Below are 13,321 nucleotides of genomic sequence, written 5' to 3'. Positions count from 1 at the left end.
CCGAAGATGTTTTGGTGTGATGAAAGACTCATATAAAACGAAATTCAGCTTGTTCAAAGATTGGTTCTGATGGTTGTGCGAGCGCGTAAGCAGTGCATAACGGTTGGGATGAAACAGAATTTGCCTGGCGGCGATAGCGCGGTGGTCCCACCTGACCCCATGCCGAACTCAGAAGTGAAACGCCGTAGCGCCGATGGTAGTGTGGGGTCTCCCCATGTGAGAGTAGGGAACTGCCAGGCATCAAATACGTGGAAAGCCTCTGTCGAAAGACAGGGGCTTTTTGCTATGCGGAATCTGGGGGGATGGGAGAGCATATCTACGTATCTCTGTCGCTACCCACTAATAGAATGATGCTACGCGACGCAAGAATGGTTTTTGGGGACGCGGACGTTGTTTTCTGCCCGATATTACTCCAATGATGCGGTATGAATTACAGTCTGCTCCGCACTATAGACGGCCATTTTGAAGCCATTGATGAATAAAGCTAGCCACCTGCTCTGGTTGATTGATATCAAGCACTGGAAGTATGGTGTCTATCTCTGAATCAGCTGCAATTGCGATGACATGTTCATCGATCAAATCACTTAACTTTCTGCCCAACGATTGACGAAATAAGGCTATTTTAGCGATCTTTTCGTGTTTAAAACCCTCAATTAGTACCAGATCGAGAGTTGAAGCATCCATTTTACCTGCCAGATCGTAAAGATTGGGTTCTCCCTGTTCAGGCGTTTCCGTCATCAATGCCCACCTTTGGCTGCTGGCAACAATAGTTTGCGCAGCTCCCGCCTTACGTAACTCGTAGCTGTCTTTACCTGGTGTATCAATATCCATCTGATGATGCGTATGTTTAATTAATCCGATTCGGATACCCTGATTAGCTAGCAGAGGAATGACGTGCTTAAGTAATGTTGTTTTGCCTGTACCGCTGTAGGCGACAATAGCGAGCAAAGGTAGATGATCAGAACTCACTGTGTTGATCCTCCCAGTTGGATAAATCCTCAGGCGAATTCAAATTGTGAAAGGCTTCAGGTTGATCGTTAAATGAAACAGTTTTTGCTCCGACCTGTTCCATAAATAGCATTAACTTACGGTTTCCGAGATGCAGATAAGCTTCCAGCCGTTCAATAAGGTTCTTATTGATTAAGAGTAATGTGGGATGCGGACGTTCTCCGTCTGTGGCATAAGCTGCGTTTGCTTCCCCCCGCGCTTGCCACAAACGGTGTACTAGGTCGAGGGGGAGTGCTGGGACATCGCAAGGGACGAATACTACCCACTCGGATGCTGAGGCATGTAACCCACTTAGGATACCCGCTAGTGGGCCTAGAAAGTTTGCATCAGAGTCACTAATAATTCGGCATCCGCTTTGTTCATACACATCCTGGTTGCGGTTAGCGCTGATGATGACCTCGTCGACCTGTGTTTTAAGCCGAGATAAGACATGCAGATATAGCGGTACACCCTTCAGTGCTATCAGACCTTTATCATGTCCGCCCATGCGTGTTGCACGTCCGCCCGCGAGAATAACGCCTGTAATCATTTCACTTCCCAATTATCTATTCCCACTTTTCTCTGTACCGAAAGCTTGTGAGGAAGAAACCATACGTTATTCTCTAAAAACTTTCACAGAAGACCAAGTTCTTTCCTCATGTGCGCAAGGCTGTTATTTTTATCGCTATATGCTCAACATTGCTCAAGCTGTTTTCTACTTCTTGAAATTTATTGAGTACAAATCGTTTTTAAGGAGAAAAAAATGAAATGTCATCGTGTTAATGAGCTGATTGAACTCTTGCATCCAGCCTGGCAAAAAGAGCCCGATTTAAACCTGGTGCAATTTTTACAAAACCTTGCACAGGAGGCGGGGTTCCAGGGGCAGTTAAATGAACTGACAGATGATATCCTTATTTACCATCTAAAAATGCGTGATTCAGATAAAGAACAAGTCATTCCCGGTCTGAAGAAAGACTACGAGGAAGATTTCAAAACAGCATTGCTTCGTGCCCGTGGGGTTATTAAAGACTAGTGGAAAGGAATAACACGTTCATGATGCTAACTATTGCACGCGTATATCTTATGTCGCCTCTGACCATTTGTGGCCGCGATGAATAGTTCGGTATTTAATTTCCAGACGCTATTCCCAGATCTGATCGTGGATGCTTTGCTGGATGTTGGGTTGCGCGTTGATTCCGGCCTGACGGCATTAAACAGCTATGAAAACCGGGTATATCAGTTTGCGGATGAAGATCGTAAACGATTCGTAGTGAAATTTTATCGCCCGGAACGGTGGAGCGAGTCACAGATTCAGGAAGAGCATATTTTCGCCCTGCAGTTGGCAGAAGATGAAGTCCCTATTGTCGCCCCAGTCTCGCTTAATGGGCAGACATTGAACGTCTATGAAGGATTTCATTTTGCTGTATTCCCCAGCGTGGGTGGACGGCAGTATGAAATGGATAATGAAGATCAGTTAGAGTGGGTTGGTCGTTTTCTCGGACGGATTCACCAGGCGGGGCAGAAATCGTTATTCACCGAGCGCCCGACGATAGGGGTAAATGAATATCTGCATGAGCCTTATCGGCTGTTGGAGACATGTCCGCTAATACCGAAAATACATCGACATAGTTTTTTACAGGCAACCCGTCAACTGATTGATACAGTTGAAACTTATTGGCACAGCGACTGGCGGCCACTGCGTCTACATGGGGATTGTCACCCAGGAAATATTTTGTGGCGTGATGGCCCTCTGTTTGTTGATTTGGATGATGCTCGCAATGGTCCGGCAATACAGGATTTATGGATGCTGTTGCACGGCGACCGTCGTGAACAACGCATTCAATTGGATATCTTGTTAGAAGCCTATAGCGAATTTGCGGATTTTCAGGAGAAAGAACTCGCGCTGATTGAACCTCTTCGTGCTATGCGGCAGGTTTATTATCTGGCTTGGGTTGCGCGTCGTTGGGAAGACCCTGCTTTTCCGAAAAACTTCCCCTGGATGACGGATGCCGATTTTTGGTTGAAGCAAACGGCAATATTTATTGGGCAAACTCAGCTGTTGCAGGAGCCCCCTCTACAGCTAATGCCAATGTACTGAAATTAAATGGAGAGAGTTAAATTTATGAAAAAGTTATGGCTTGCGCTGATTGGCGTTGTTCTGGCATTTAGTGCTTCTGCTGCAGAATTTTCTGACGGTAAGCAATATGTAGAATTAGATAAACCAGCAACTCAAGAGCCTCAGGTTCTTGAGTTTTTCTCATTCTATTGCCCGCACTGTTATCAATTTGAACAGGTTTATCATGTTCCAGATGCAGTAAAAAAGGCACTGCCAGAAGGGGTGAAGATGACACGTTATCACGTGGATTTCTTGGGCCCATTGGGTAAAAACCTGACGCAGGCTTGGGCTGTTGCTATGGCGCTGGGCGTAGAAGATAAAGTTACTCCTCTGATGTTTGATGCTGTTCAGAAAACCCAGACCGTACAAAAACCAGAAGATATTCGCGCTGTTTTTGTAAAAGCAGGCGTGACTGCAGAAGAGTTTGATAATGCGCTGAATAGTTTTGTGGTGAAATCTCTGGTTGCCCAGCAGGAAAAAGCGGCTGCAGATTTACAATTACGCGGCGTTCCGGCCATGTTCGTTAACGGTAAATATATGATCAAGAATGATGGTCTTGATACCAGTTCAATGGACGGATATGTAAAACAGTACGCTGATGTGGTGAAATTCCTCATTACCAAAAAGTAATCATTTAATAAGTCATGCGGGTAAAACCGCATGGCTTTATACCTTCCCGCGGTTCACCCTCTTATCTTTTATATCTCGCCACACCACAATATCTATTTATCTCTTTGTTTATATCCACAAATGGGATGACGGATTACTGTGTCTCTAAAACAAACACTTTATATTATAACTTAATGAAATTTATGAATATAAAAAAACAAACCAAGAGAATAATAGAAATTAGTAATTAAACAGATAAAACTATTCACAAAGTTATCCACAGGAGGATCTTGCGAGGATCCATGCAAAATCAGCCAATATCTTACGTTAAGGATCGTCTCTTTCCCTGACCTATGGCATGCTTAGCGCTATGACAGACCACAACGATCATGGCAGGCTATGGCTCAGATTGCAGAAAACCCTTTAATACTGGTAGACGGTTCATCCTATTTGTATCGTGCTTATCATGCTTTCCCTCCGTTAACAAACAGCGCGGGAGAAGCAACCGGTGCAATGTATGGCGTACTGAATATGCTACGCAGTTTGTTGCTGCAATATCATCCCAGCCACGTTGCCGTTGTTTTTGATGCGAAAGGGAAAACGTTTCGCGACGAGTTGTTCGAAAACTATAAGGCTCATCGCCCACCGATGCCGGAGGATCTACGCGAGCAGATTGAGCCTCTGCATAATATGGTGAAAGCGATGGGGCTACCGCTTCTGGCGGTTTCTGGCGTAGAAGCAGACGATGTGATTGGCACGCTCGCCGTGCAGGCGGAAAAAGCGGGCAAGTCGGTGCTGATTAGTACTGGCGATAAAGATATGGCGCAGTTGGTGACGCCAAGCGTGACGCTCATTAATACCATGAACAACACGATTCTTGGCCCACAGGAAGTGTGTGATAAGTACGGTATTCCTCCTGAACTGATTATTGATTTCCTCGCGCTGATGGGGGATGCATCGGATAACATTCCCGGTGTACCTGGTGTGGGGGAGAAAACTGCACAGGCGTTATTACAAGGGCTTGGTGGGCTGGATTCGCTCTATGCTAACCTTGATAGAATTGCTGAGCTTTCCTTCCGTGGTGCGAAAACCATGGCACCGAAACTGGAACAGCATAAAGAAGTGGCCTACCTCTCTTATCAGCTTGCTACCATTAAAACGGATGTTGAGCTGGAGCTCAGCTGCGATCAGCTTACCGTCAACGAGCTGGATGTGGATGAACTGCATCGCCTCTTTTCCCGTTATGAATTTAAACGCTGGTTATCAGATATTGAATCAGGTACCTGGATGCAGGGTAAAAAGAGCAGCCAGCCTGTTCAGACGGTGAGTAATGCGGTGGTCGAGCAGTCGGTTGAAGAAGACAGCACGCCTACGCTTTCTGCCGATGGTTATGTCACGATTCTTGATGAAAAAACGCTGTTGGATTGGATTGAGCGTATAAAACAGGCTGAGGTTTTCGCTTTCGATACGGAAACTGACGGGCTGGATACGCTTACCGCCAATCTGATTGGTCTGTCATTTTCGATTAAGCCAGGCGAAGCGGCTTATTTGCCATTGGCTCATGATTATCTGGATGCGCCTGAGCAGTTGGATCGCGCCCAGGTATTGGCATTATTCAAACCGCTCCTAGAAGACGAGAAACTGCTTAAGATTGGTCAGAATCTCAAATTTGATAAGGGCGTGATGCAGCGGTATGACATCGATTTACGCGGCATCGCGTTTGATACCATGCTGGAATCTTATGTGCTCGACAGCGTTGCGGGTCGTCACGATATGGATAGCTTGGCCGAGCGCTATCTGAAACACAAAACCATTACCTTTGAAGAGATTGCAGGTAAGGGGAAAAATCAGCTGACGTTTAATCAGATCGCACTGGAACAGGCTGGGCCTTATGCGGCTGAGGATGCTGACGTTACGCTGCATCTACACCAGACGCTATGGGGGAAACTCCAGCCGCATGCCGATCTGTGTCAGGTCTTCCAGACCATCGATATGCCATTGGTTCCGGTTTTATCCCGCATCGAACGTACTGGCGTGCTGATCGATCCCGCAATTCTGGCAGAACACTCAAAAGAACTAACAACGCGTCTGGCTGAGCTGGAAACACAAGCGTATGAGCTGGCTGGCGAAGAATTCAACCTCTCGTCGACCAAACAGCTACAGGGCATTCTTTATGAAAAGCAAAAGCTGCCGATTCTGAAGAAAACGCCAAAGGGCGCACCGTCAACGAATGAGGAAGTGCTGGCTGAGTTGGCGCTGGATTACCCTCTGCCTAAGCTGATTCTGGAATATCGTGGCTTAGCCAAGCTGAAATCTACTTACACCGATAAGCTGCCGCTGATGATCAATCCGGCCACGAAGCGCGTGCATACCTCTTATCATCAGGCTGTTACTGCAACCGGACGCTTGTCTTCCAGCGACCCTAACCTGCAAAACATCCCGGTGCGTAATGATGAGGGACGCCGTATTCGTCAGGCATTCATTGCGCCTAAAGACTATAGCATTGTTGCGGCTGACTACTCGCAAATCGAACTGCGTATTATGGCGCATCTATCGGGTGATGAAGGGTTGTTGAATGCGTTCGCAAACGGGCTGGATATCCACCGAGCAACGGCGTCAGAAGTGTTTGGCATCGCATTGGATAAGGTGACGTCAGAACAGCGTCGTAGCGCAAAAGCGATCAACTTCGGTCTGATCTACGGTATGAGTGCATTTGGTTTGTCACGTCAGTTGAATATTCCCCGTAGCGAATCACAGAAGTACATGAACCTGTATTTTGAGCGCTATCCAGGCGTGCAGGATTACATGGAGCGGACGCGGCAACAGGCCGCGGAGCATGGCTATGTGTCCACATTGGATGGTCGTCGTCTCTACCTGCCTGATATCCATTCGCGTAATGCGATGGCGCGTAAAGGCGCGGAGCGTGCGGCGATTAACGCCCCGATGCAGGGGACGGCAGCTGATATTATCAAGAAAGCGATGATCGCAATTGATGAGTGGCTACAGAAAGATGCACCGTTGGTGAAGATGATCATGCAGGTTCACGATGAGTTGGTTTTCGAGATTCACGATTCGGTTATTGAAGAATCCATTAGTAAAATCAAGATATTAATGGAAGGCTGTATGCAATTAAATGTTCCGCTGCAGGTAGATATAGGTACAGGCATGAATTGGGATCAAGCGCATTAATGGCCGATTCTTGTGCTATTTCTGTAATTAAATAACAGTATTGTGTGACCTGGTTTAACTTTGTGTAATCGATAACCATTTTGTATGAAAGTAAACAACAAAAAAGCCTTTGTTCCCGCGAAAAAATAGGGTAGAGTTAACGATGTAGGGTACAGAGGTAAGATGTTCTATCTTTCAGACCTTTTACTTCACGTAATCGGATTTGGCTGAATATTAGCCGCCCCGCTCAGTTTTGAGCGGGGCGTTTTTTATGGGCTTTATCCAGGTTTTTTTTACCCGCAAAAATGCCGGCGACAGCGTGGCAGACAGCAACGTGTTAGCACTATTTCGGGTGTGAAAAGAACGTCTCTGGTGGGGGATCGTCGAGGGAAAGTGATGACGTGATGCGAGTTATGATACTCTGCACCACGCGAAAGGATTATTCAGCGTCTTGCTCTTCTTCAACGTGTTGCAACGTGCTGAACCAGTTATCCAATTTCTGCTGTAGTTTATCTACGCCGATTTTTTTCAGTGACGAAAATGCCTCGACCTGAATATCACCCATAAATGGCGCGACAGCTTCGCGAACCATATGCAACTGCGTCTTACGTGCGCCTGAAGCCAGCTTATCGGCTTTGGTCAGCAGTACTAAGACCGGAAGTTCGACATCGACTGCCCACTGAATCATTTGCTGATCGAGATCTTTCAGCGGATGACGAATATCCATCAGCACAACCAGACCCTTCAGGCTGTTACGCTTTTGCAGGTATTCACCGAGCGCACGTTGCCATTTGATCTTCATTTGCTCCGGTACTTCGGCATAGCCGTAGCCGGGAAGGTCGACTAAACGCACGCCGTCAGCTACCTGAAACAGGTTGATCAACTGGGTACGACCCGGTGTTTTACTGGTTCGTGCTAGGCTCTTCTGGTTGGTCAACGTGTTCAGCGCGCTGGATTTTCCGGCGTTAGAGCGCCCAGCAAAGGCCACTTCAATACCGCTATCTGTTGCCAGATGGCGAATATCCGGGGCGCTGATGATAAAACGCGTCATGTGGTAGTTATATTGCTGGGTCACGATGGTTATCTCTATCTGGATCTCTGTCTGGTTGGGGATTATACCTGTAACTGACAATAAAGGCGGCTTTATCTGCCTCGAAATGCAACGGGTGAGTGTGAAAAGAAAAGCTCAGCCGTCTGATGTGGGCGCTTTTTTCTTACGCAGCTTTCTGCTAGATTCCGCCGCACTTCCCTTATATCTGTGTACCTGAGAACAACATTATGAACCGACCTGTCAAAGGGACTGCCGATAAGGCAGGAAAACCTAAAGTAAAAAGAAAAACCCGCGAAGAGCTGGAACGTGAAGCGCGGGATCGGAAAAGAGATAAAAAACATCGTGGCCATGCAGCGGGTAGCCGGACTCAGGAAAAATCGTCTACCGATCAGAATTCTGGCCAACGTAAAGTCGCCGATCCACGTATCGGCAGCAAAAAGCCTGTACAGCTTGGCGTATTGGATAGCGCTATCGCTAAACCGAAGCCTAAGTTGAAGCCTTCTGAGCCTGTGGAAAAAGTCGTTGCTGCCAAGCCAGCAATGTCTCCGGAAGAAGAGCTGGAAATGTTAGAAAATGATGCGCGTCTGGATGCATTGTTGGATCGTCTGGATAGCGGTGAAACGCTGAGCGCCAAAGATCAATCATGGGTTGATGAAACGCTGGATCGTATCGATATCCTGATGGAAGAGCTTGGAATCGAGCTGGGTGATGATGACGAAGAAGAGCAACAGGAAGACATGTTGCAGCTTTTAAAACGTAATAACCCGAAAGACGCGCTCTAATCAATGAAATGGCTGTTTCTGTTCCTGATATTGCTGGTGGCGTTTTATCTGCTCTGTCTGTTCAGTAAACTATGGCTATTGTCGAAGCGTAAGCACCGATTGCATCGCGCCCTGTTTAACGGGCGCGTGAATCAGGTTCGACGCCCAAGACAAAAACGCAGGGAGCGTTTTTGAACGTCACAACGTGACGGCCCTTTAGGGTGAGTCTCAAGGATGAGACGAGTAACAAAACGCAGGGAGCGTTTCTGAACGCCATTTTTTTGGTGATCTGAAGGAGGGGAAGGATAACCCACCGAGTAAAAACTGGAAGGAGTGAGCGAATATGTCGATACCGTCCGTTGACTGGGATCTGGCCCTGATTCAAAAATATAACTATTCTGGGCCGCGTTATACATCATATCCCACAGCGTTAGAATTCAGTGAAGCTTACGATGAGCCTGCATTTCAGCATGCCATCGCCCGTTATCCGGCGCGACCGCTGTCGTTGTATATCCACATCCCTTTTTGTCATCGGCTGTGCTATTTCTGCGGCTGTAATAAGCTGGTTACGCGCCAGCAGCATAAAGCCGATGAATACCTTGATGTGCTAGAGCAGGAAATTCGCCAGCGTGCACCGCTATTCGTTGGACGAACGGTGACGCAATTGCATTGGGGCGGCGGTACGCCAACCTACCTGAATAAAATACAAATTAGCCGGCTAATGTCGCTGTTGCGCGAGCTGTTCTCTTTTTCTGAGCAGGCTGAGCTGTCGCTTGAAGTTGACCCGAGAGAAATTGAACTGGACGTCCTCGATCATCTGCGTGCTGAAGGGTTTAACCGTCTTAGCATGGGTGTGCAGGATTTTAATAAAGACGTTCAGAAGCTGGTTAACCGTGAGCAGGATGAAGACTTTATTTTTGCCCTCATTGAGCGGGCGAAGGCGCTTGGTTTCACCTCCACCAATATTGATTTGATTTACGGTCTGCCTAAACAAACGCCAGAAAGCTTCGCTTTTACGCTACAGCGCGTTGCGGAATTAAATCCGCATCGGCTTAGCGTTTTTAACTATGCGCATTTGCCCAGCCTGTTTGCGGCACAGCGCAAGATTAAAGACGCGGATTTACCGAGCGCGGAGCAAAAGCTGGATATTCTGCAACAGACGATTGGCTCGCTGACGCAGTCGGGCTATCAGTTTATCGGTATGGATCACTTTGCTTGCCCGGATGATGAGCTGGCGGTGGCGCAGCGGGAAGGGAAGCTGCATCGCAATTTCCAGGGCTATACGACGCAGGGCGATAGCGATCTTCTTGGTATGGGCGTTTCGGCGATTAGTATGATCGGTGATAGCTATGCCCAGAACCAGAAAGAGCTGAAGCAGTATTATGCGCAGGTTAAAGACAAAGGAAATGGTCTGTGGCGTGGGTTACAGCTGACGCGTGATGACTGTCTCCGTCGCGATGTGATTAAGACGCTGATTTGTAATTTCCAACTCAGCTATGCGCCCATTGAAGCGGAATATGCTATCGATTTTAAAACCTACTTTGCGCAGGATTTAGCGTTACTGGCACCGCTGGTGGCTGATGGGTTAGTCGATAGTCAGGAAGACGGGCTAGTGGTAACGCCGAAAGGACGTTTGCTGATCCGCAATATCTGTATGTGTTTTGATGTTTATTTACGTAGCAAGCTCAGAATGCAGCAATTTTCCCGCGTGATTTAACCAAAAAAACAGCCAGTCGATGTTAGTACCGGCTGGCTGTTCTCAAACGTTTATAGGATCAACTAAAGAAGTTAATCAGTGCAGCACACAAAACGGCGGCAATAGCAGCCTGCGGCGAATGACTTGCCGCGGAGCCAATTTCAGCGCCATGTGTTGCTGCAGAAATCAATGAGTCCAGCATGGTGTTCCTCCCGAATCAGCGACACGATCATACTGCTGACTCGAGGCAAGTAAAGGACAAATTAATGACAATTTCGTGCGCCAGATTGTATTTTTTATCACCAGTTTGTTTATTAACAATTGAGTAATAAAAAAGCAATCTCGCTACTCCATTCCCAGCTCTTTTAGTTTACGCGTTAGGGTATTTCTGCCCCATCCCAGTAGCCTTGCGGCTTCCTGTTTATGGCCCTGCGTGTGCCGTAATGCTGTCGTAAGCAGTGTTCTTTCCATTTCTGGCTGTGCTTCCGCTAGCAGATTTTGATGACCGGAACGCAGCGCACGATCGGCCCATTGTGCCAATAGCGTGGCCCAACTGTCTGGCAAGATATGCACAGTAGAATCGGGTGCAGTGGTCTCGAATAGTTCCGGCGGCAGATCCTGAATCAGCACCTCTTGACCGGCAGCCATGACCGTCAACCAGCGGCAGGTGTTCTCCAATTGACGAACGTTGCCAGGCCACGGTAAACGCGTTAGTGCGGTTTCCGCTTCTGGGTGTAGATTCTTCGGCTCGACGCCCAGCTCTTTGGCCGTTGCCTGCAAGAAATAACGCGCCAGACGGGGAATATCTTCCCGACGTTCACGCAGTGGCGGCAGATGAACGCGGATCACATTCAGGCGGTGAAACAGGTCATCACGGAATTTGCCTTCTTGCACGCGTTGTTCAAGATTTTGGTGCGTTGCCGCGATAATGCGGACATCCACTTTTACCGCTGCATAGCCGCCAACGCGATAAAACTGCCCGTCGGCCAATACGCGCAACAAGCGTGTTTGCACGTCTAGCGGCATATCGCCGATTTCATCCAGAAACAGCGTACCGCCATCGGCCTGCTCAAAGCGGCCCTGACGAATTTGGTTTGCGCCCGTAAATGCGCCTTTCTCATGACCAAACAATTCCGATTCGATCAGATCCTTGGGAATTGCCGCCATATTCAGGGCGATAAAAGGGGCTTTGGTGCGTGGACTATGGCGATGCAGGGCATGTGCCACCAGTTCTTTACCCGTTCCCGATTCGCCGTTAATCAGCACGCTGATCGATGAGCGAGACAGACGACCGATGATGCGAAAGACATCCTGCATCGCAGGTGCTTCGCCGATGATGTCCGTTGTCGGGCCATTGATCGGCTGGTTGCGTACCGGCTGCTGCTGCTCCAGATAATGGCTGATTGCACGCTCAACTAGCGCGACGGCTTCATCAATATCAAACGGTTTTGGCAAATAGTCGAACGCACCCTGTTGGTAAGCACTGACGGCGGCATCCAGATCGGAATGTGCCGTCATAATGATGACCGGGAGCATCGGGTGGCGCTGTTTGATTTGCTGTAAAAGCGCTAATCCATCCATCCCTGGCATGCGGATGTCGGACAGCAGAACGTCGGGTGTTTGTGTTGTTAGCGCATGCAACACCTGATTTCCGTTCTCAAATGTTGCGCAGGTTAAACCCGCACCAGCAAGCGCGCGCTCCAGCACCCAACGGATGGAGCTATCGTCATCGACAATCCAGACTATCCCTCGTTGCATTGTGAACCTCACTGGCGAATGGGCAGGTAAACCGAGAATTCGGTGTGTCCTGGCCAACTGTTAAATTCAATTTTACCGGAGTGTTGGTCGATAAGACTGCGGGCGATGGAAAGCCCTAAACCGGTTCCCCCTTCGCGTCCGCTCACCATCGGGTAAAACAGGGTGTCCTGTAGCTGAGCGGGTACGCCAGGGCCGTCATCTTCCACGTCAATGCGTGCGGCGAGACGATAGCGCACGCCGTGCAAAGTAAGCTGGAAAGCCGTGCGGGTACGTATCGTAATCGTCCCGCCTTCCTCGCCCAGCGCCTGTAGCGCATTGCGGGTAATATTCAGCAGTACCTGTTCAATCTGGTCGGGATCGTGCGTCAACTCTGGCAAGCTGGGGTCATAGTCTTTCACCAGCGTCACGTTATCTGGCTTTTCCAGCGAGACAAGTTGGCAAACGCGTTCGGCGACCTGATGGATGCTTTGGGTAACGTGCAGGCCAGGCTGCTGTGGCCCGAGCAGGCGATCAACCAGATTACGCAGACGATCAGCTTGTTCGATAATGACTTTGGTATATTCCGTCAATGCTGGGTCGGGCAATGCTTTGGCAAGCAGCTGTGCAGCACCGCGCAATCCGCCAAGCGGATTTTTTATCTCATGCGCCAAGCCCCGGACCAAATCACGGGCGGCCTGCTGTTGTGCATGTTGAAGCTGTTCCTGACTAAGACGGCGCTGATTATCCATCGGTGCCATTTCCAGTAGGATAAAATCGTTTTGTACCCGCTGAGCGGTGAGCGACATGATGTGCGCTTTACCATCCACGACGAGCGTGACTTCGTTATCCGTAAAACCTTGCCCTGAATCCAGACTTTCACGCAGCAAATCGACATTCAGAGAAAAATATCCCAGCAAATCGGGCAGCGGTGTGCCGGATAATTTACGCGAGCTTTGTGCCAATAATTGCTGTGCTGCCGGGTTGGAATAGTGAATCGCCAGATCGTTATCCAGCAATAAGATGCTGTTTATAAGGGAATTTAGGATCTGCCCAGCATCGGGCAGCGTGCCTGTTGCCATAACGCAGACTCCCGCACCAGCATGGTGCATTGTAGTGTGGATGATGGATGTTACGTCGCAACGGCCAATGCCGGTGGTGAAAAAAGCCCATCCGAAGATGGGCTGAAGCGTTTCCAC

Annotated in this window: 12 protein-coding genes and 1 rRNA gene; 7 read left to right on the top strand and 6 right to left on the bottom strand. The window is 48.6% G+C overall.

Going from position 1 to position 13,321, the window contains the following annotated elements; translation table 11 throughout:
• The first annotated feature begins 123 nt into the window (after nucleotides 1–123).
• Nucleotides 124–239 (top strand): 5S ribosomal RNA (rrf, locus tag DUT67_RS21920).
• 208 nt (nucleotides 240–447) lie between these two features.
• Here rrf and mobB read toward each other — a convergent pair.
• On the bottom strand, nucleotides 448–969 hold the full coding sequence (mobB, locus tag DUT67_RS21915; RefSeq protein WP_113626046.1) for a molybdopterin-guanine dinucleotide biosynthesis protein MobB: 522 nt from the start codon (nucleotides 967–969) through the stop codon (nucleotides 448–450).
• Nucleotides 959–1,537 carry a molybdenum cofactor guanylyltransferase MobA gene (mobA, locus tag DUT67_RS21910; protein WP_113626045.1) on the bottom strand — a complete coding sequence of 193 codons (579 nt, stop codon included), beginning with the start codon at nucleotides 1,535–1,537 and terminating at the stop codon, nucleotides 959–961. Before mobA ends, mobB begins: the two co-directional genes overlap by 11 nt.
• 213 nt (nucleotides 1,538–1,750) lie before the next feature.
• Between mobA and DUT67_RS21905 the strand changes: the two genes are divergently transcribed.
• The 4 genes from DUT67_RS21905 (at nucleotide 1,751) to polA (ending at nucleotide 6,901) form a co-directional block, all read left to right on the top strand.
• Entirely contained in the window at nucleotides 1,751–2,020 is a 270-nt protein-coding gene (locus DUT67_RS21905) for a YihD family protein (protein ID WP_048258094.1), read from the top strand.
• 78 nt (nucleotides 2,021–2,098) lie between these two features.
• Nucleotides 2,099–3,085, top strand: coding sequence for a serine/threonine protein kinase (locus DUT67_RS21900; RefSeq protein WP_113626044.1), 987 nt, complete (start codon nucleotides 2,099–2,101; stop codon nucleotides 3,083–3,085).
• Nucleotides 3,086–3,109: 24 nt separating this feature from the next.
• Nucleotides 3,110–3,733, top strand: a complete 624-nt coding sequence (gene dsbA, locus DUT67_RS21895) for a thiol:disulfide interchange protein DsbA (protein WP_048258096.1) — start codon at nucleotides 3,110–3,112, stop codon at nucleotides 3,731–3,733.
• A gap of 378 nt (nucleotides 3,734–4,111) precedes the next feature.
• A complete protein-coding gene (gene polA, locus DUT67_RS21890; RefSeq protein ID WP_113626043.1) occupies nucleotides 4,112–6,901 on the top strand; it encodes a DNA polymerase I in 2,790 nt (929 codons plus the stop codon).
• A gap of 418 nt (nucleotides 6,902–7,319) precedes the next feature.
• On the opposite strand, the gene yihA is transcribed toward polA, so the two are convergent.
• Nucleotides 7,320–7,955, bottom strand: coding sequence for a ribosome biogenesis GTP-binding protein YihA/YsxC (yihA, locus tag DUT67_RS21885; RefSeq protein WP_072061979.1), 636 nt, complete (start codon nucleotides 7,953–7,955; stop codon nucleotides 7,320–7,322).
• A gap of 203 nt (nucleotides 7,956–8,158) precedes the next feature.
• Here yihA and yihI point away from each other — a divergent pair, with 203 nt between their 5' ends.
• On the top strand, nucleotides 8,159–8,713 hold the full coding sequence (gene yihI / locus DUT67_RS21880) for a Der GTPase-activating protein YihI (RefSeq protein ID WP_113626042.1): 555 nt from the start codon (nucleotides 8,159–8,161) through the stop codon (nucleotides 8,711–8,713).
• Nucleotides 8,714–9,035: 322 nt separating this feature from the next.
• On the top strand, nucleotides 9,036–10,409 hold the full coding sequence (gene hemN, locus DUT67_RS21875; protein ID WP_113626041.1) for an oxygen-independent coproporphyrinogen III oxidase: 1,374 nt from the start codon (nucleotides 9,036–9,038) through the stop codon (nucleotides 10,407–10,409).
• A 58-nt stretch (nucleotides 10,410–10,467) separates the two neighbouring features.
• Here hemN and DUT67_RS21870 read toward each other — a convergent pair whose 3' ends face one another.
• The 3 genes from DUT67_RS21870 to glnL all read right to left on the bottom strand — a co-directional run bounded on the left by DUT67_RS21870 (nucleotide 10,468) and on the right by glnL (nucleotide 13,204).
• Entirely contained in the window at nucleotides 10,468–10,590 is a 123-nt protein-coding gene (locus tag DUT67_RS21870) for a YshB family small membrane protein (RefSeq protein WP_010298130.1), read from the bottom strand.
• Nucleotides 10,591–10,733: 143 nt separating this feature from the next.
• A complete protein-coding gene (gene glnG / locus DUT67_RS21865; RefSeq protein ID WP_048258102.1) occupies nucleotides 10,734–12,146 on the bottom strand; it encodes a nitrogen regulation protein NR(I) in 1,413 nt (470 codons plus the stop codon).
• 8 nt (nucleotides 12,147–12,154) lie between these two features.
• The gene (glnL, locus tag DUT67_RS21860) at nucleotides 12,155–13,204 is read right to left on the bottom strand and encodes a nitrogen regulation protein NR(II) (protein ID WP_010281649.1); all 1,050 of its coding nucleotides are present in this window, start codon (nucleotides 13,202–13,204) and stop codon (nucleotides 12,155–12,157) included.
• Between the last annotated feature and the right edge of the window lie 117 nt (nucleotides 13,205–13,321).

The organism is Pectobacterium peruviense (assembly GCF_003312355.2).
GTDB classification, from domain to species: Bacteria; Pseudomonadota; Gammaproteobacteria; order Enterobacterales; family Enterobacteriaceae; genus Pectobacterium; species Pectobacterium peruviense.
This window is presented reverse-complemented; position numbering and strand designations above follow the sequence as displayed.